Below are 18,413 nucleotides of genomic sequence, written 5' to 3'. Positions count from 1 at the left end.
TTTATAAGCTATATTTGAACTATGAAGATCAATGAAATTAGCACAAATTCAGCTTCTGAGCAGGAAGCAAAAGTCGTAAAGCAGAAGCTTTCGGCCCCATCTCGTTTTGACTACTCTGAAGCGGCAAGGCTAAATCGTATTGCGATTTTAGAGGCCCAGTGTGGGGAAAATCTCGACTCAATTCAAATAACAGACCTAGATGGATTAAACCTCAAAGGTAATATCGAGTCTTATGCTGGAAGTATTTCAATTCCAATGGGAATTTGTGGGCCATTAAAAATTAATGAGAAAGGTGAAAAGGAAGATTTATATATTCCAATTGCAACCTCAGAGGGCGCTCTAGTTTCTTCGATCACTCGTGGTGCACTTGCTGTTTCTTTAAGTGGTGGCTTCAAGGCCAAGGTTTTAAGAAAGCGTATGTACCGTGCTCCTGTTTTCACATTTGATGATATTGACCATGCTGATGAATTTATCTCATGGCTAGAAGATAACTTCGATACGATTAAAAGTATTACTAAAAAGTATTCAAACTTTGCAGATCTAAAAAAGATCAAGCCAGTTCTTATCGGTCGCAATGTTCACGCGAAATTTATCTATGAGTGTGCCGACGCTTCCGGACAAAACATGACAACTGTTTGTACGTGGCAATCATGTCTTTGGATCAAAGAAGAGCTTTTAACTTCAAAAATTAAACTCGTTGAATTCTTCTTAGAAGGAAATGGTTCAAGTGATAAGAAAGTTTCTGTTGGTTCTGCAATGCAGACTCGTGGAACATATGTAACTGCAGAATGTGTAGTACCAGAAAAAGTATTAAAGCGTATTCTGAAAACATCAAGTACTGATCTCATCAATCTCTACTTAAGATCACTACCTATTACTCGCCTTGAAGGAATGACAGGATATAACGTAAACGTTGCCAACGCTGTTGCGGCCATTTTTGCTTCAACAGGACAAGACCTTGCTTGTATTCATGAGTCATCAACAGCTGTTCTAAATTTTGAAAAACACGAAAAAGGTTTATACGTAAGCTTAACTCTACCTTCACTAGTTATTGGAACTGTTGGAGGTGGAACAGGACTTGGTCACTATAAAGACTGCTTAAAGTCGATCGGTTGTGCAGGAGCAGGAAAGGTCGAAAGGTTTGCAAAAATTATAGCTGGAGCGGCGCTATCTCTTGAGCTTTCAACAATGTCGGCCATCTGTGGTGGACAGTTTGCTTATGCACACGACAAGCTTGGTAGAAATAATCCGAAAGATCAGCTTAAAACGAAAGATATCACAAAAGAATTTATCAATGAAAACTTCACTGATCAGTCAACTTTAGTGAAAGAAAGTGAGTCAATTGAACACGACCACAAGATTAATATTGAAAATGGAATTATCACTGAAGCTACTTCAAGAGTGGTAAACAAATCTCTTGGTTTTACATCACTAGAGATCAACAAAGAAGATAAAATAATTCTGAAGTCAAAACCCCTTGATACTGACGTAATTGCAGGTTTTGCGGCCATTGCAGGTTTTGCGGATAGTGATATCAGAAGAAAATTCATTAAAACAATTCACAATAATGAATTTACGAAATGTCATATTAGAGAAATTGAGGCATACCGTATGGTTTCAAAGGACTTCTCTCGCTATATGCCAGAGCTTCATGGAACATATATAAATGCTCAGAAAGAAGCATACCTTCTTCTTTTAGAAAATTTAAACTTTTCTCAAATTGAGTTAATGAACACTCAAGGATGTTTAGAATTATGGATAAGCTCAACTCGTGAATTAATTTTTGATGCTATATCTAAGATTCATCAGAACTTTGCAAATTCACAAGAAGTTTCTGAGTCGTCTCTTAACCTTGGAAAAGTAAATATTGATAAAGACTTAACGAAATCAATTATCACTTATATTCGTGCACAAAACTACATCAGTGCAAAGACAGAGGAAAAGTTAGAAGAAGTTCTAAGTACTTTTGAACAATGGTCAAAGATCATCAACGAAGGTCCAAAGACACTTACTCACAACGACTTTAATCCAAGAAATATTTGTTTTAAAAATGGTCGCCCATGCTTCTATGACTGGGAACTATCTCGCTACAACTCTCCATATAGAGACCTTGTGGAATTCATGAGCTTTACAACACCAAGTGGTGAAATTGCGAATGATATAGATTATTACTTCTCAAAAGATGGGCTTGAACTATCTAAGCAAGAAAAACTAGAAAATATGTTATCTTGTGCAAATGAATATCTACTTAACCGAGTTCTATTCTACTATGTAGGCCACAGTGTAAATGAATATGAGTTCATGCCACATATCTTCAATAAAACACTTGAGATCATCTCATACCTAGAAGGTCAGCTGAATGCGTAATCTCATCGACAAGCTACTTTCAAATAAAGATCAAGAAAAGAAGGTTCTCTTCTTTTACAAGAACTTTAAGCTTGCTAGCTCACTTTCTATAAATGAGCTTATGGAGAAGGCCCGTGTCATTGCTTCTAAAATTAAGGCAAATGATATTACTAAAAAAAATATAATTCTTTCATTTGAAAATGAAGAAAACTTTGTGACTTACTTCTTTGGTATCATCCTATCAGGTAACGTACCTGTACCAATGGCATCAAGTGCCTTAATGTTAAAAGATGATTACCAAGAATTACTATTCCAATTCGCATCTGCGGCACAAACAAAGTATATCGCAGCAAAGAACTCTCCAGAGGGCTTTACCAATATAGCAAAATTTAATGACGCTGAGATGGCAACACAATTTGCAAATCCTGAAAGCAGTGAAACTTGTTTTATTCAATTTTCTTCAGGATCAACTTCTGCACCAAAAGGAGTTGTGATAAGCCATAGCAATCTACTTGCAAATAATGATCAAATTAATCAAGGGATCAAATTGAGTGATTCTGACTCTATTTGTACATGGCTACCTCTTCACCATGATATGGGGCTGATAGGAAGTCTGCTCACTGCTCTTTTAAAGAATCTTGAATGTCATATTATTCGTACTCAAGACTATGTTATTGCGCCTCATAAATGGCTTCACCTTGTTTCAGAAACAAAGTGTAGTGCACTTTGTATCCCAAATTCAGCATATTATGTTTGTGCAACTAAAATCCCAGAAAAGAAGTTAGAAGGTCTTGATCTTTCTCATATACGCTTTGCTCAATGTGGAGCTGAGCCAATTAAGGCCAATGTTTTAAAGGCCTTTAGCAATCGTTTTGAAAAATATGGCTTCAATACTAATGCCATTATGCCAGTTTATGGACTAGCAGAAGCGACTCTTGCAGTAACTTTTCATGAGGTTGGTACACAGTTTGAGACAGTCACGATTAAAGATGAAGAGTTTATTTCTTGTGGAAAAGTTCTAGCACCGACTCAGCTTGAGATTAGAAATCAACACCAAGGTGTTGGTGAAATCTATATAAAAGGGCCATCAGTATCGACTAACTATTATGGTAGAGAAACTCATCTCGAAGATGGATGGCTAAACACAGGAGACCTAGGCTTCTTAGATGAAGAAGGTAGGCTCTACGTAACAGGACGAAGTAAAGATCTCTTAATCTGCAATGGTGTTAATATCTTTGCAAATGACATCGAGTTTATGGCCGCAAAGGTACCTGCGGTAAAGCTTGGGCGTATGGTTGCTTTTTCAATTCAAACAGATAAGAGCGAGAAACCTCACCTCATCATTGAGCTAAATGAGAAGTCAAAAGAGGCCCGTAACAAAGTCAAAGAAGACGTGGCAAATGCTCTAAAATCAAAATTAGCACTCACAGAAGACAATATTTCAATAGTGCCAGAGCTAACTCTTAAAAAGACAACTAGTGGGAAAGTAAAACGCCAAAATGCCCAAAAAAGATACATGGCCGGAGAAATTACAAAAATCGAGAAAAATTATCGATTTAATCTTATAGTATCTCGCTACATAAAAAATAAATTTAAGTTTAATTTCTTAATTAAAGAGAAATTGGGATAAATAGATGAAAGAGCAAATTTTAAAATATTTGAATGAAGCAATTGCTGAAGTTAGTGATGAAAAAGAGATCACACTGACTTTAGAGACTAGCTTTATCACTCTTGGGCTTGATTCTTATGATGCCATGTCATTTATTGGGCGTCTTAAGGAAGATTTTGAAGAACTACCTGTAACAATTTTTTTACAGTGTCAAACAACTCAAGATCTAATTAATTACTTAGAAAAAAATCATAACGAAGAACTGAGACAAGTACTTTCATAATTGGAGCTAAGATGGAAACAAGACTTATTAGCAAATTAGAAAAACTTAATAAGCAATCTGTAGAGCGTGCTTTCACTGTTGATGCACTTGATTGGTCTAAACCAATCGATAAGAATCTCAAGTGGACACCAGAAGAAATGGTCACTATCTCTTACTTACCTAGTTATGATCTGCTTACTGAAGCACAAAAACTTAGATTCAATCAATTAATTGGACTCTCTATTTGTGAGCAATTTATTTGGTTTGAAAATGTTCTTCTAAATCCGGCACTTAAAAGCTGTAAAAGAATCTATAAGCTTAATCCTCAAATGACTGAGGCCATTGATCACTTTATGGAAGAAGAAGATAAGCACGGTGAAATCTTTCTTAGAATGCTCATGAAGGCAGAGCCAGAAAACTATTCGAAAGAGAGTCCTCTTCGTATTTTTAAACTTGGCCCAGTTCAAAACTTTATCATGAAGGTTGTTACGACATTTCCAAATATCTTTCTATGGTGGATTTGGATTGCCCTATTCTTTGAAGAGAGAACATTAGATATTTCTAAGAAATACAATAAGGCCCTTAAGGCCGGTGAAGTGGACTGGAACTTTTGGCAATGCCACTACTATCATATGCTTGATGAAGTAAGACATCAGCAAATTGATGAGTGTTTCCTTGCAGCTTTTTATGACAAAGCAAATCCTATTCTTAGAAAGATTAATGCCAGCGTTTTTGTGAAATTCATTTCGTCATACTTTGGTCCAAAGAGACTTGCAGGAAGAATTCTAGAGCTAATGCAAGAAGAGTTCAGCGATCTTTCACAAGAGACAGTAAATCAGTTAAAGAATGAATTTGAGTCACTTCGTACAAATGTAGAATTTCAACGAAGTGCCTTTTCGAGACAGGGGCTTGGCCGTACTTATGAGCTACTGGCCAAATATAATGAGATGGATGGTTTTTGGGATCTACTGCTTGAAGAAAGCAAAGAAGATCACATCGGAAAAAATCGATATGTACGTGGTACGCATTCGACAATTCTAAACTAGCCAAATAAAAAAGGGACCGCAAATGGTCCCTTTTTTTATTGTAAATCTCTTTTTAAGCTTGTTAGTAATTCATCTAAATCAAAAGGCTTATAAAAGAAACGAGTCACCCCTTCCTTCATAGCTTCTTTCAAAGAAATATCAGCTTGACCTGAAACAAAGTAGAAAACTTTTTCTTTTTGGCTATCATTGCTATTTGTGCAATCAAGGACAACCTTTCCATTACCATCTGGCATTTTATAGTCAGAAATAATGGCATCAAATGTTTTTCCACTATTGATAAGCTTTACAGCGCTATTTCCAGAGTTGGCGCACTCTGTCTCATAACCTTCAAACTCAAGCTCTTCGGCCAATAGTTCTAGAATATCTGGTTCGTCATCGACGATTAAAACTTTGTACGGCATATGTTAATTCTCTTCTAAACGTTAACAACGTAATTATAGTCATGCATCCTATTATAAACAGGATATTTTGTAAAACAAAATACATTGAGAAACTATATCTCTTAACCATCGAGGCCAAGGCCTTGTTATTTAAGATCGTTTCAACAAAAAATGGCGCACTGCTATAGTAAAAATCAACAAATGCTGCCCCTAGCGTCGTCTTTATCAAGTACTCATCGCGAATGACACGAAAGTAATTTAAGACATAATGATCTCTTTGAAAGCCTGCAGTCACGAGATAGCACTGATTTTGCGACAAAAGCTTTTCAATTGGCTTCGGTTGATAATTTCCAGTTTGCGTGGCCAAATCAGCATTACTCACACTCCCTGGACCAATATAGCCAAAATGATCAAGATATGAAATTGCCGAACTGTAGGTAGTATTATTAGTAAGGTTAGTTACCTTTACATTACCTTCATTTGATTGATCTTCAACAATTCTAATATCATTAATATTTCTCGTTACAACTCCACCGCCACTTTGCACGTAAAGGGCCATTCGAGAAATATAGGCACCATTACCACCATGATCACCGGTGTACTCAATAACAGCAGTCTGATCCCCTGCATATGTACCAATAATGTTAAGTGTTGCACGAGTTCTAATATCAGTAGCTGCTGCACTAATAACAAGCTTAAAGTAGATTGCTCTACCAACAGCATCCGGAATCTCTACTTCTTCATTTGAGCTGTAATCAGTATCATTAGGCATAAAGAATAACACTAATTCAACACTGTCTTTAATAGAAGCGATAGAGTCTGTAATACCAGCACAATTTAGCTCACTCGTTGAACAGATATCTGCAAAACTTACAAAAGGAGCTTCAACTTGAGAGCTTGGTATTTGAGTAACAATACGAAAAGCAGGATTTGAATTGTCGTTATCTTTTAATGCAACGTAAAGCTCTTCATTAGTGTAAGCAAGTGAGTCAACATCTTGTAAGTAGAGACCACCTAACTCAGATGTTTCATCTGCCAAGTTTGGGCTTAGCCCCCCAGAGTCTGCAGTATAATAAGCAAAATCTTGAGTTCCCGTCCCAAGGCTTAGGGGAACATAAAGAGTAATTGCGGCTTCAGGAGTGGAACCATCCCCACCCAAATTATAAAAAAGCTCATTTAAGTTCTCACCTGTAGAATTTCTCAAGTAGAAGATTGGCTCAGTTTTGTCATCCAGACTCAGAGACGCACCGTAAGCACTAGTGATTGTAAGGTAAAGAAAAATGAAGATTTTAAATAATTTCTGCATAGTAAAATTATGGGTTAAGTTTTATTCATGGTCAAATAATTAAAGATTTGGCATGATAATCAAAATAGTTAAGTTGTTTAAATGACAAAGGTTTGGATCAAATTATGAAATATATTGTTCTCTCAATACTTCTGCTAACTTCTTGTATCGGAACTGATGGAATCAAGGATCAGAGAAAAGTTATTGGCAGTATGGCAACCGCCCTTTCTAAGAAGTACCCAAGCGTTGAAAATATCGACTGTGACTACCTAAAAAGACGCTTACGTTTAAAAGATAATCGCCTCGTAATTGTAGATGCACGAGATATTTATCAATTTGAAGTTTCTCACATTGAACGCGCAATTCCTTTATCGAAGCTTCATGAAGTCTATCCTCAACTTCAAGGCAAAGAAGTTGTCGTCTACTCTACAATTGGAACTCGTTCAACGAAGGCAATACTCGAGCTCTCTAAAACTAATCCTAATACAAAGTTTACAAATTTATTTGGTGGAATCCTCGAGTGGCTACAATGTGGCCAGAAAATTTATCTAATGGGTAAGGAAACAAAAGAAATTCGCTTCGAGAATGACGCCTGGAATATCATCCCAGAAGGATACAAAGCAATTCTCCCATGAAAGTAATAAGTATCAATGGCCAAATTCTAGAGCGAGAAGAAGATGCAAAAATATCTGTACTTGATCGCGGCTTCCTCTACGGCGACTCTGTCTACGAAGTAACGGAAGTTAGAAATGGTAAAATTGGTTTTCTAAAAGAGCACCTTGAACGCTTACAAAACTCTGCTTTAAAGATGCACATGCATCTTCAACTCAACTTTACTGAGTATGAAAAGCGCATTGTAGACGTTGCAAAGAAGCTGCACGAAGCTGGTCATGACAGGTGCTATATACGATTAATTGTCACACGAGGAGAGGGAGAAATTACTCTTGACCCGCAAGCGGCCAGTAATCAAAATGTCATTATCATCGGTAAAGAGCTTCCTGAAAATCCTAGCACTTGGTATGAAGATGGTGTTGAGGTAATTATCGCTTCAACTCTTAGAAATCCAGTCAAGTCGATGGACCCAAATATCAAATCTGGAAACTATCTTAATAATATCCTTGCATATAACGAGGCCAAAGAAGCAGGCTACTTTGATGCCATCATGCTTAACCAAGATGGCAATGTCACAGAATGTACAACGAGTAATATCTGGATAGTAAAAGATGGTATTTTTAAAACGCCCCCTATTGCAGCTGGACTTCTTAAAGGTATTACCAGAGAAAATGTTATTCGTATTCTTGGCGAACAAGGCATCCCATTTGAAGAGGTAAACTTCACGGGAAGTGAGCTAAAAGAAGCTGACGAATGCTTTCTTACATCATCAACAAAATACCTTGTTCCAATTGTAAAAGTTGACGATACAACGATCGGAAATGGAAAACCTGGAAGTAAAACTATACAAGTGCTTGATATCTTTAAGTCTGAACTCTGAAACTTATATAATATCTAATATTTACATCCTTTCCCATTGACAATAGTGGCCATTGTTCGCTATAAAGCTTCAGTTACATCCGAAAATATTAAGTAAGATTGATGGGCCTAAGGCGTTAGCCTTTGAGATGTGATGTAACTTTTCCTTGTCCCTAAAGTCTTTTTTATTCAAAAGGAGCCAACAATGGCAAAGAGTACTACAGCGAGATCACGCTTTAAAATCCAAAGAGCACTAGGTGTTGAACTTCCAGGTCTTGGTAAAGCTGGTGCATTAGCACGTCGTCCATACGGACCAGGTGTACACGGTAACAAAAGAAAGAAAATTTCTGACTACGCCGTTCGTCTAAAAGAAAAACAAAAACTAGTATTCCACTACGGTCTAAGAGAAAAGCAACTTGTTACTTACGTTAAGCAAGCTAAGAAGAACACTGCTGGTAAGCCATGGATGGAAGTACTTCTATCTAACCTTGAGTCAAGACTGAACAACGTAGTTTTCAGACTTGGATTTGCACCATCAATGATGGCAGCTTCTCAAATGGTTTCTCACGGACAAATCCTAGTTAACGGAAAGAAAGTTGACCGTTCATCTTTCATCGTTGGCCAAGGTGATGTTATCTCTCTAACTGAGAAAGGTTATAACAACCAACTTTACAAGCAAACTCAAGAAACTCCACGTTTCGCAGCAGTTCCAGCTTGTTACAATGTTGAAGGTACAGATAAGAAGAAAGCAACTATGGTTGCTGCTCCTCTTGAATCAGATGTACCATTTGAATTCAACTCTCAGCTAGTTATTGAGTACTACTGGAAAGTTAAGTAATAGAAATAAAAGAAGGCTCCTTACGGAGCCTTTTTTTATGTCCAGGATGGACGGTATGTCGACGAGAGGCAGGAGCCGAAGTCGACACGAACTGCATAAAGACTACTTATTCCGAATCGCTGTCGAACTTAGCTCTTGATACTCATGAGGCTTAAGATAGATCACCTCAAGCTTTGAATTAAACACTTTTATCTTAGCTTCGACTTCCCTATACTCATCCATTTTCTCATCACGAGGCACAACATAGATTTTTGAAAGCAGCTGACATACTTTTTCAACTTCATACCATTTTAAAAATGAGCCAAATGTATCATCACCCATCAACCAATTAATATTTGGGTATTTAACCTCTTGCAGCCACTCATATGTGGGTCTTCTAAGCTTCTGGGCCCAAAAGCCCGTATAGATAGGAAATCTAGCTCCTGTGGCATCTTTGATCTTTAGATACTCTCCATACGGATCCTCTTGTTCATTGGACTTCCAAGGGCTGTAGTCTAAGACAATGATAATATTGTCTTCAAACTCACTACATTGATTTAGACACTCAAGATGCCCTTGATGAAATGGATGAAAACTTCCTCCAAACAATGTAACTGTCGACTTGGTCTCAGAAGAATAAAGCTCTACACTATTGGCTATTTCATCTAATTTGGACATTACTTAAAAATCTTTTTCTTGAAGTGTCTTTCTTCCGCTTTGCTTTGCACGCTCGGCCGCAGAATCGCATTTTACTCTAATGATATCAGACAAAATTTCCATGACATTTGCAGAAGTATTTAGGCCATGCTTATCCTTAATATATTTCTTAAGTTTTGAGGCCACAATTAAGATATCTTTATCAGCAAGGTTAAGAGTTTTTTTATCACTTGAAACTAGAATGCGACGAGGCTCTTTCCTGTCTTTCGACTTATTTTCTTCGCTCACGTTATCTCCATTTGAGTTCATTAAATAATCAACTTTCACATATATCTCCAAGTCTAGTATAATATTAGTGTAACTTAAATTTAAATCTAATAAACCAACGAGCAAAATATGAAGTTCTCTTGCGAATTTAACGATATTGAGTATTTTTTCACTACTGAAATCGGCCCAGACACAAATGATAAATACCATTTATTTCTATCTGGTACAAAGCTTACGAAGTACCAAAATAATGAAATGAAATTTCATACATTAACGATAAATGCTAAGTATGAAGGTCAAGAGCTTAACTACTTTATCACTGGTATCCCCCTGTCTCTTGATGAAGAAGAGCAAATGGAAGAGCTAGAGGATTTCTTTGAGGCCAAGGAAATTTTTGAAAAAATAGAAGATGCCTTTGAGCTTCTTTTAAGTGAGCGCAAAGCACCTCCATGGGGTCTAAAGGAGTATAAATAATGAATCAACAACAAGGAATTCTCCCTAATAACTCTCACAGTAAAGTCATGGGATATCTATTGTGGCTTTTTGGATTTATGGGAGCTCATCGCTTCTACTATGGTAAGCCTATCTCAGGAACGATCTGGATGCTAACACTAGGCCTTTTAGGGCTTGGCTGGCTAGTAGATATCTTTCTAATTCCTTCTATGGATGAAGAATGTGATAATCGCTATTATGAGGGCGTCCTTGATTATAATATCGCTTGGATTCTTCTAACATTTCTAGGTGTCTTTGGATTTCATAAGTTTTATCAAGGAAAGATTCTTATGGGGATACTCTATCTTCTAACGGGTGGCTTCTTCCTCTTTGGCGTTCTTTATGACTTTTGGACACTTAATGAGCAAATCGACGATATCAACAAAGGTATAGCATAAAAAAGGCCCTCACACAGAGGGCCTTTTCATTTAGTTAATTTTGATTTAATTAAAAACCACAACGTCCTTGATAAAGGTAAACACGGTCGTAGTCTCTAGAAGTTGCATCAAAAGTCGAGTAAGTTTGACCAGCATCTGCAACATCAATTCTAAATACTTTAGAAATAATGTCATCACGGTACTCAACAAAACGACGACCTGGGTAGCGACGATATACTGTCGTACACTGTCTTCTTCTACTGCTACAAACAACTTCAGGAATAGTAATTTCACAGAATTCATCACGGTGGCGAATTGGTCCACGCTCGATATCAGTTGTGATCGTTCCATGAAGATCATAATTTAGAGTTGTGTCGGCCTTATCAAGTGTAAACTCTCCATTACTTGGAAGCTTAAACTTCTCATCGAATTTAACAGTTAGCTTTTCACCAGCAACTTGAATCTTAAGCTTTCTCTTACCGATAAACTTCAGCTTAGCTTTGTACTCACCTTGAGTAAGTGAAATACTATCATCTTTAGACTTAAGCTCTACAGCAGAGTCAACTGCTAGAGTACCTTTAAATTCAGTCTTACAACCAACTAATAGCCCTAGTAATAAGGCAAATGTAAAAAATCTCATATCCCCTCCATATGATGAAAATAAAAATAAATTGTATTTAAAATACAAAAAATGGATTGTCCATACTTGCATAAGTGCTATGAAATTTATACTTATTTCGAAACTAAACAAAAAACTGATAAAGAACATGTTTTCTATTTCATATTTGTAGTAAGTTAATACTGGACAATTTTCTTAAATTGTTTAATATTGACGCAATATCGACTACTTAAACGGAGACCCCATGGAAAACACTAAAGTTTACGAGACGTCTATTGTTCCTAAAGGTGAAATGCTAGAGCCAGTTAGAGATACAGCATATATTGCATCTTCTTTGACGATTGAAGTTCTTCACGTTATGACTTTCTTTGTGATCTTTGCCTTCATCTTTGCTGGAATTTGGAAAACAGCAGTTAGAATGGAGAAAAGAGAAAAAGAAGGATCTAAATCTAAAGTTACTGCTTAATTAAAATTCAATATGAAAAGTTACTGGCCCGTCGTTATGTATTTCGACGGCCATGCTTTCTCCAAAGACTCCCTTCTCTACAGGGACAGTGCTTTTTAGTATCTCAACAAACTCATCAAATAATTTATTTGCAACTTCAGGCTTGGCGCTTCCATCAAAGCTAGGTCGATTACCTTTCTTACCATTCCAAGAAAGAGTGAATTGTGAAACCGCAAGAATACTTCCTTCAATATCCACAACAGAACGATTCATTCTTCCTTGCTCGTCTGCAAATATTCTTAAAGCAAGGATCTTCTCACAGGCCTTTTGGATTGTTTGTCGGTTGTCGTCATGTTCAATACAGACTAGTAAGTGAAGGCCCTTAGATATCTGGGCCACGACTTTATTATTTACTTTTACATTAGAACTAGAGACTCGTTGAATAACTACTTTCATTAAACTTGCTTATACTCTTCAATTTGTTTTAATTCATATTGTTTTTTAAGGTTCTTAATCTTCTCTTCGTAACTTGAAACAAGTTGATCTCTAAGTCTTTGCGAGTCGCTCATTTGTCTCTCTAGCTTTTTCTGAGCAAGATTAAGTTTTCTTCTCATGTCTGTATTGTGATCTGCTGTCATCTTCTGTTTTTCAAGATTATGATTATGGGTCATACGAGATGTTTTTACTTCATTTTCTCTTTTTACCATTTTAAGGCGAGTGTTAAAGTCGTCACGAAGCGCTTGGAATTGTTTCTCATACTGATCCTTAATATGATCCAAATTTTCCTTCATTTCGCTTCTTTGCATACGAGACTGTTCTTGAAAGAATTCACTTTCAGACTGTTGCTTTCTCTTTGAAGTTGTTCTCAGCATATATAGCTTTTCTTCAGCATCAGCAATTGACTTCTTTAAGTGCTCTTCTTGAACTTGAAATTTACTTTCATATGATGCCTGAATATCAGAGATTTTCTTATCCATTTCTTGGCGATGAGATTTTAGTGTATCTGCATACATCTCGTGATTTCGAGCATTGATCTCTTCTTTTTCTTCTCTAAATGAATCTTGCAAAGACTTAACTGTTTCGAGATTCTTCTCTTCTGTACGAATAAGATTATTTCTAAAGTGATTTCTCTGGCCATCCATCAACTCACGAAATTGATTTTCCTTTTGAACAATATTGTCTTCAGCAACCTTTTTTTCATAAGAAATATTTCTATTATATTGGGCCTTTTTAATTTCATGCTGTCTTTGAGAGCGAGCTTGTATCTCATCAGCATTCGCTCTGGTCTCACTTTGGAAATCGGCCATACGGGCCTGTTGCTCACGAGACTGATCCTTAACTCTTTTTGTTACTGCATTATCTTTTTCAACTAACTTATCCTCAAAATCTTTAATGACTTGAGAGTTAAGCTCTTTTAAGCGATCTATCTTTTGTTGAAATTTATCTTCAACACCTTTTTGCTCCATTTGGCTCATCGACTGAGAATTTTTGAAACGAGCAATATCGAGATCATGATCACCTTTGATATCTTCTCTTTTACTAACCTGATCTCTGATTAACTCAGAGACCTCTTTTTCGTGACTGAGTCTTTGGTCTTGTAGAGACTTTTGCGTTTTCATATGAAGATCGCGAGCAATTTGATCAACACCTGCTTGCTTTTCATTAATTTGACGAAGATAAGATTGGTTTGCTTCTTCCAATGCATTTTTCTTAGAAGCAACTAAGAAGTCTTCACGTCTCTTGCCTTCATCGACAACTTTTCTAAGATTTTTGTCAGCGGCATTTTTAAGGTCACGATTCTCTAGAGAAAATTGTGACTTAAGCTCATTTAATTGGTCACGATTTCTTCTTACTTGTGCTTTTTCACGGGCAGCGAAGTCAGCATTAAGCTTTTGATTTGATTCACTCGTGTGCTCATTTAATTGCTTAATCGTATCTTGGAAACGGTCTTGATTAAGTGCAATTCGCTCTTGTGATCTTTTATTTTGTGACTCTAAACTACTTTCGTATGTAGTATCTCTTTGTTCAATAGTATCTGCATAAGCTTGTTTTAAGGTAGCAAGCTTTTCGTCGAATTTAGACTTTTGATCAGTGGAAGTCTTATGAAAGTCTTCTCTAATTTGCTCATTTCTTTCGCGAAAGAACTCTTTTGACTTGGCCATAGCAAGCTTGGCCTTCTTTGCAGCTTCATCAAGTTTTTGCTGATTATCCTCAATAAGGGCCTGCTGCTTCTTAGCGTGCTCATGCTTAATATTATCGATTTTATGAGAATTCTTATCTTGAATATTTTGAAGATTGGACTGATAGCCTTCACGAATATGATTGAGCTGCTTTCGCTGCTCCTGATTCATTTGAGTAATTTTCTTAGAGTAATCTTCGACTTTCATAAATTTACACTACCGCCCGTCCTAAAAATTATACCTTCTTTATAGTCTCGCGTTCACTAGGCAAAGAGTGTCATGCCTAAATAGCTGATTTTTCATTTGTGCTAAGATATTTCAATGAATAGTTTAAGTGATGATAAGAAGTACGATAGTTTCCTAAATATGTGGAGAACACTAGTTTCTCTGACTCATCTCGATAATATTGTTTCAGAACAAGAAAAAACTCTAATTCAAGACTTTATCAACAATGCCAAGCTTGAAGATAAAGATAGACTTCAGCTAAAAGAAGACCTGATTCAAAGACATCGCCCAGATGAATTCATTCATAAAGTAAACTACCCTGCTCACTTAAGCCAACTCCATCACCTAGCAAATATTGTCTTTCGCTCTGATGAGCTCGACCCAAAAGAAGAAGCATTTCTAAAGAAAATCCTCGATGATATTGAGGCGAAGATTGGTATTCTTAACGCTACTACCCATAGCGCTCATGCTATAAGTGAGCTCAATAAAAACAATCTAAAGAATACAGTAAATGGACCAAAAAGTGCATTTGCAGAGATCATTCGCTTCTTTTCGAAGTAGCGACGAATCCCTTTTTATTGGGCCTGATAAAACTTCCTAGACTATCCTCTTTGTGCTAAGTTAATGCCAAAATATTCACAAAAAGGATTAATAATGACTAACTCAGAGCTAAATGATTTCTTAGAGAAATATGGAAAAATGTTTAGGCCAAATCCATGGCATGGTATCAAGACTTGGGACAATGAAGATAAGAAAGTTCTTAATGCTTATATCGAAATTACTCCTAATGACCGCGTGAAATATGAAGTTCATAAAGAAAGTGGATACCTAATGGTAGATCGTCCACAGAAGTTCTCAAATATTATTCCACAATTATATGGATTAATCCCACGCACTTACTCTGACTCAAAATCAGCAAGCTTTGCTGAAGCAGAAACAGGACGCACAGGAATTGTTGGAGATCATGATCCAATCGATATTTGTGTACTTGCGGAAAAGAATATTGTTCAAGGTGATATCCTAGTTAACTGTATTCCTGTTGGTGGTTTTAGAATGCTAGATGGTGGTGAAATTGATGATAAAATCATCGCTGTATTAAAAGACGATGCAATGTTTGGTCACATCACTGATATCGATCAAGTTCCTGCAGCTGTACTTGCAGAACTTAAGCACTACTTCCTAACTTACAAGGAAATCCCTGTAAAAGATGGTGAAGCTAAAGTAGAAATTACAGAAACATACAATGCTGAAACAGCAATGAAAGTTATCAACCTCGGCGTAGAAGACTATAATGAAAAATTTGTTAAATAATTACAAAGGGTGCCTTATTGGGCACCTTTTTTTTGCCCTACTAATTTCCCTTAATACTCTTGGATCTTCTTATATTGTTAATAAAGAACATTCAAAATTAAAGTTCAGTGTTAAGTACATGGCCTTGACTGATGTTGAAGGTCAATTTGACGATTACACAATTTACTTTAAGAAAGACGATAATACGATCTCTGATCTTCAAGGTGAGATCATCGTTAAGAGTATCAATACTTTTGATAAGAAAAGAGATCAGCACTTAAAGAAAAATGAATTCTTCAATGCTGAGAGTTTTCCAATTATCAAATTTAAAAGTGCTCAGGCCATTGTTTTAAAAGACAACAAGGCCGATGCAAAGCTAGCGATAACAGTAAAAGAAAAAACGAAGACTGTTCCTGTTAGCTTAAAATATCTTGGTAAGCGTACTGATCCTTGGACTAATAAAGAAGGGATCTACTTTGAAGGAAGCTTTAAGATCAATCGTTTTGACTTTGGTATCAACTGGAGTAAAAACTTTGACGGCGGACTTGTTGTTGGTGAAGAAGTTATCATCAACTTTACGATCGAAGCCTATCAATCAAATGATAAGCCGGCTTTTTCTCGCTTTTACCTTCCAACAGAATCAGTAAAACGTGAAGTCTCTCTGGATGCTCAGACATCCGGAGGGCCTCTCATCCTTCCAAGTGGAAAAATCACAAAGAACACGACAGCAAATGTCGCTCCTGATAGTGACTATACTGAAATTTCAAATATCCTCCTGACACTTGTTTCAACAGGTATTCTATTTATTGTAACCATCGTTTTTGGTATCTGGGGACAGGCCAAGCTAGTTAATTATTTAGAAGAGAAAGGAATGTCAGAAAATGTTACACTCCTACTATCAACAATAATCGTAACATCTTTTATTGTTGCATGTATCTACATCACTAGTGAATACACGGGTGTAGGAACTCACCCTCTTTTTAAGCGTTAACGAACCTTAAGATAACCTTAAGAAACGGGGCTCTAGAGCATTTCTTAAGAAAATCTTTACTTGTTCACCTTTAATCACTTGTCTTAAAATTTCTTCATGAAGAAGGAGATAGAATTTATGACAATTGAAGCGGTTGAATACAGAGTAGTAGATGGAATTATTTTCACAAAGGATATAGATGGATTATTTCGTCAAGAATACGATATCCCTCTAGACCATATTCGTACATTGAAGTTCAGGTTCTCTGACATCGATTATGACGATTATAACTGTTATTAATTCCTAATATACAAGAATACGGTTAATCCCTTACAATCTAAGTAAATATTGATTTACAAGGGATTAACCAATGAAGAAGTTACTAGCTCCGTTAGCAATAATAAGCTTATTCTCGTATAGCTCATGTACGAAGAACGACTCCACTTACAAGAATAGTTATCATATTGAGAGATCAAGCCAGAATGTGGCCTCTGAAGAAGAATTACAAAATATTAACCCTGTACTTCTTATTTCTCTTGATGGTTATCGATACGATTATACAAAGAACTATAAACCAAAGTTTTTAACAAAATTTTCAAATGAAGGAACCCAATTAAAAAGTCTCATTCCTTCTTATCCGACGAAAACATTTCCAAATCATCTCTCGATTGCCACAGGTAGCTATCCGATGAATCATGGAATTGTGGCAAATCATTTCTATGCTCCAGATCTAAAGTTAAACTACTCTCTAAAAGATCGAAAAGCGGTAAGAAATAAGAACTTCTATCTTTCACCTACGATTTGGACAGCTGCAGAAGAGCAAGGACTAAAGACTGCTACTCTATTTTGGCCAGGATCTGAAGCTGATATTTCAGGAATAAGGCCTTCATATTGGTATGACTATATTCATAAAATGCCACATGAAAATCGCATCAAACAGATCCTAGAATGGCTGAAACTACCGACTAAAGAAAGGCCATACTTCATGACTCTCTACTTCCCAGATGTGGACTCTGCCGGCCACCATTACGGAACAAAATCAAAAGAAGTAAAAGAGGCCATTGAGAATGTAGACACCTCTCTTGAGAAATTAATCACAGCAGCAACAAAACTTGTTCCAAATCTAAATATCATAATTGTTTCAGATCATGGAATGGAAGATATTGATCAGAACAAGAAGGAAATTATCTTAAAAGATGAAACGCTAGCTCTGTTAAAAGATGATTATCGAATTTTTGGAGAGGGACCAATTGTTCAATTCTATAAAAAAGAAACAGAACAAAAGATCGTCTTAGATATTCAAGCAACACTTAAACAAATAAACGCAAAAGCAAAGAACTTTAAGTGCTATGATAAAGATTCAATTCCATCACGATACAATTTCAAAAATAATGTTCGTATTGGAACATTTGCCTGTATTGCTAATGCTGGTTGGTGGATTGCCGCAACAGACTTTGATACACCGGCGGGCTCACATGGCTGGGATCAGTTTACAAATCAGCAGATGCATGGAATTTTCTACGCTCAAGGGCCAGATTTTAAAAAGAATTACATTGCAGACTCAAAAGAGAATATTCACATCTTCCCTCTTGTCTTAAGGCTTCTAGGCCTTGATAACCATTATCAAATTGATGGTAAAATTGAAGCGATCCAAGAAGTCATCAATCAATAGAAAT

22 protein-coding genes are annotated in these 18,413 nt (G+C 36.5%); 15 read left to right on the top strand and 7 right to left on the bottom strand.

The window, feature by feature from the left end; translation table 11 throughout:
* Nucleotides 1-21 precede the first annotated feature (21 nt).
* From ABMA70_RS15095 to ABMA70_RS15080, 4 genes are read left to right on the top strand one after another with little or no spacing between them, the layout of a single operon-like run.
* Nucleotides 22-2,367: a phosphotransferase gene (locus ABMA70_RS15095; protein WP_392992398.1), complete on the top strand. Its 2,346-nt coding sequence runs from the start codon at nt 22-24 to the stop codon at nt 2,365-2,367.
* On the top strand, nt 2,360-3,976 hold the full coding sequence (locus ABMA70_RS15090; RefSeq protein ID WP_103219139.1) for an AMP-binding protein: 1,617 nt from the start codon (nt 2,360-2,362) through the stop codon (nt 3,974-3,976). The genes ABMA70_RS15095 and ABMA70_RS15090 overlap by 8 nt, the downstream gene beginning before the upstream one ends.
* 4 nt (nt 3,977-3,980) lie before the next feature.
* Nucleotides 3,981-4,238, top strand: coding sequence for an acyl carrier protein (locus tag ABMA70_RS15085; RefSeq protein WP_103219138.1), 258 nt, complete (start codon nt 3,981-3,983; stop codon nt 4,236-4,238).
* A gap of 11 nt (nt 4,239-4,249) precedes the next feature.
* Nucleotides 4,250-5,263, top strand: coding sequence for a diiron oxygenase (locus ABMA70_RS15080; RefSeq protein ID WP_392992401.1), 1,014 nt, complete (start codon nt 4,250-4,252; stop codon nt 5,261-5,263).
* Between the two features lie 35 nt (nt 5,264-5,298).
* Here the strand turns inward: ABMA70_RS15080 and ABMA70_RS15075 are convergent, their stop codons facing one another.
* Nucleotides 5,299-5,664, bottom strand: a complete 366-nt coding sequence (locus tag ABMA70_RS15075; RefSeq protein ID WP_392992403.1) for a response regulator — start codon at nt 5,662-5,664, stop codon at nt 5,299-5,301.
* Nucleotides 5,636-6,949: a CFI-box-CTERM domain-containing protein gene (locus ABMA70_RS15070; protein ID WP_392992404.1), complete on the bottom strand. Its 1,314-nt coding sequence runs from the start codon at nt 6,947-6,949 to the stop codon at nt 5,636-5,638. The genes ABMA70_RS15075 and ABMA70_RS15070 overlap by 29 nt, the downstream gene beginning before the upstream one ends.
* A 104-nt stretch (nt 6,950-7,053) precedes the next feature.
* Here ABMA70_RS15070 and ABMA70_RS15065 point away from each other — a divergent pair, with 104 nt between their 5' ends.
* From ABMA70_RS15065 to rpsD, 3 genes are all read left to right on the top strand, one after another.
* Nucleotides 7,054-7,563 carry a rhodanese-like domain-containing protein gene (locus tag ABMA70_RS15065; protein WP_103219133.1) on the top strand — a complete coding sequence of 170 codons (510 nt, stop codon included), beginning with the start codon at nt 7,054-7,056 and terminating at the stop codon, nt 7,561-7,563.
* On the top strand, nt 7,560-8,420 hold the full coding sequence (locus ABMA70_RS15060) for an aminotransferase class IV (protein WP_103219132.1): 861 nt from the start codon (nt 7,560-7,562) through the stop codon (nt 8,418-8,420). Before ABMA70_RS15065 ends, ABMA70_RS15060 begins: the two co-directional genes overlap by 4 nt.
* Before the next feature lie 183 nt (nt 8,421-8,603).
* Complete coding sequence (gene rpsD / locus ABMA70_RS15055; RefSeq protein WP_103219131.1) at nt 8,604-9,236, top strand: 30S ribosomal protein S4; 633 nt, start codon at nt 8,604-8,606, stop codon at nt 9,234-9,236.
* Nucleotides 9,237-9,338: 102 nt separating this feature from the next.
* Here the strand turns inward: rpsD and ABMA70_RS15050 are convergent, their stop codons facing one another.
* The gene (locus ABMA70_RS15050) at nt 9,339-9,893 is read right to left on the bottom strand and encodes an adenylyltransferase/cytidyltransferase family protein (protein ID WP_392992406.1); all 555 of its coding nucleotides are present in this window, start codon (nt 9,891-9,893) and stop codon (nt 9,339-9,341) included.
* A gap of 3 nt (nt 9,894-9,896) precedes the next feature.
* Complete coding sequence (locus ABMA70_RS15045; protein WP_103219129.1) at nt 9,897-10,199, bottom strand: hypothetical protein; 303 nt, start codon at nt 10,197-10,199, stop codon at nt 9,897-9,899.
* Nucleotides 10,200-10,268: 69 nt separating this feature from the next.
* Here ABMA70_RS15045 and ABMA70_RS15040 point away from each other — a divergent pair, with 69 nt between their 5' ends.
* Nucleotides 10,269-10,613 (top strand): hypothetical protein, encoded by a 345-nt coding sequence (locus tag ABMA70_RS15040; RefSeq protein WP_103219128.1) that lies wholly within the window; start codon nt 10,269-10,271, stop codon nt 10,611-10,613.
* Nucleotides 10,613-11,029 (top strand): TM2 domain-containing protein, encoded by a 417-nt coding sequence (locus ABMA70_RS15035; protein ID WP_103219127.1) that lies wholly within the window; start codon nt 10,613-10,615, stop codon nt 11,027-11,029. Before ABMA70_RS15040 ends, ABMA70_RS15035 begins: the two co-directional genes overlap by 1 nt.
* Nucleotides 11,030-11,078: 49 nt before the next feature.
* Here ABMA70_RS15035 and ABMA70_RS15030 read toward each other — a convergent pair whose 3' ends face one another.
* Entirely contained in the window at nt 11,079-11,648 is a 570-nt protein-coding gene (locus ABMA70_RS15030) for a hypothetical protein (protein WP_392992408.1), read from the bottom strand.
* Nucleotides 11,649-11,871: 223 nt separating this feature from the next.
* Between ABMA70_RS15030 and ABMA70_RS15025 the strand changes: the two genes are divergently transcribed.
* Complete coding sequence (locus ABMA70_RS15025) at nt 11,872-12,093, top strand: hypothetical protein (RefSeq protein WP_103219125.1); 222 nt, start codon at nt 11,872-11,874, stop codon at nt 12,091-12,093.
* Here ABMA70_RS15025 and dtd read toward each other — a convergent pair whose 3' ends face one another.
* Nucleotides 12,094-12,528 (bottom strand): D-aminoacyl-tRNA deacylase, encoded by a 435-nt coding sequence (gene dtd / locus ABMA70_RS15020; RefSeq protein WP_392992410.1) that lies wholly within the window; start codon nt 12,526-12,528, stop codon nt 12,094-12,096. It abuts the gene before it with no gap.
* Nucleotides 12,528-14,459, bottom strand: coding sequence for a hypothetical protein (locus ABMA70_RS15015; protein ID WP_392992412.1), 1,932 nt, complete (start codon nt 14,457-14,459; stop codon nt 12,528-12,530). Before ABMA70_RS15015 ends, dtd begins: the two co-directional genes overlap by 1 nt.
* A 114-nt stretch (nt 14,460-14,573) precedes the next feature.
* Here ABMA70_RS15015 and ABMA70_RS15010 point away from each other — a divergent pair, with 114 nt between their 5' ends.
* The 5 genes from ABMA70_RS15010 (at nt 14,574) to ABMA70_RS14990 (ending at nt 18,409) form a co-directional block, all read left to right on the top strand.
* Nucleotides 14,574-15,038, top strand: a complete 465-nt coding sequence (locus tag ABMA70_RS15010; protein ID WP_392992413.1) for a hypothetical protein — start codon at nt 14,574-14,576, stop codon at nt 15,036-15,038.
* Nucleotides 15,039-15,131: 93 nt separating this feature from the next.
* Nucleotides 15,132-15,788, top strand: a complete 657-nt coding sequence (locus ABMA70_RS15005; protein WP_392992415.1) for an inorganic pyrophosphatase — start codon at nt 15,132-15,134, stop codon at nt 15,786-15,788.
* Nucleotides 15,769-16,758 carry a YceI family protein gene (locus ABMA70_RS15000; RefSeq protein WP_392992417.1) on the top strand — a complete coding sequence of 330 codons (990 nt, stop codon included), beginning with the start codon at nt 15,769-15,771 and terminating at the stop codon, nt 16,756-16,758. The genes ABMA70_RS15005 and ABMA70_RS15000 overlap by 20 nt, the downstream gene beginning before the upstream one ends.
* A 96-nt stretch (nt 16,759-16,854) precedes the next feature.
* Nucleotides 16,855-17,037, top strand: coding sequence for a hypothetical protein (locus ABMA70_RS14995; protein WP_146037917.1), 183 nt, complete (start codon nt 16,855-16,857; stop codon nt 17,035-17,037).
* A gap of 70 nt (nt 17,038-17,107) precedes the next feature.
* On the top strand, nt 17,108-18,409 hold the full coding sequence (locus tag ABMA70_RS14990) for an ectonucleotide pyrophosphatase/phosphodiesterase (RefSeq protein ID WP_392992418.1): 1,302 nt from the start codon (nt 17,108-17,110) through the stop codon (nt 18,407-18,409).
* Nucleotides 18,410-18,413 lie beyond the last annotated feature (4 nt).

The sequence above is a fragment of the Halobacteriovorax sp. XZX-3 genome (assembly GCF_043196495.1).
Classification (GTDB): Bacteria; Bdellovibrionota; Bacteriovoracia; order Bacteriovoracales; family Bacteriovoracaceae; genus Halobacteriovorax_A.
Note: the sequence above shows the minus strand (reverse complement) of the source record. Positions and strands in the feature narration are given on the sequence as shown.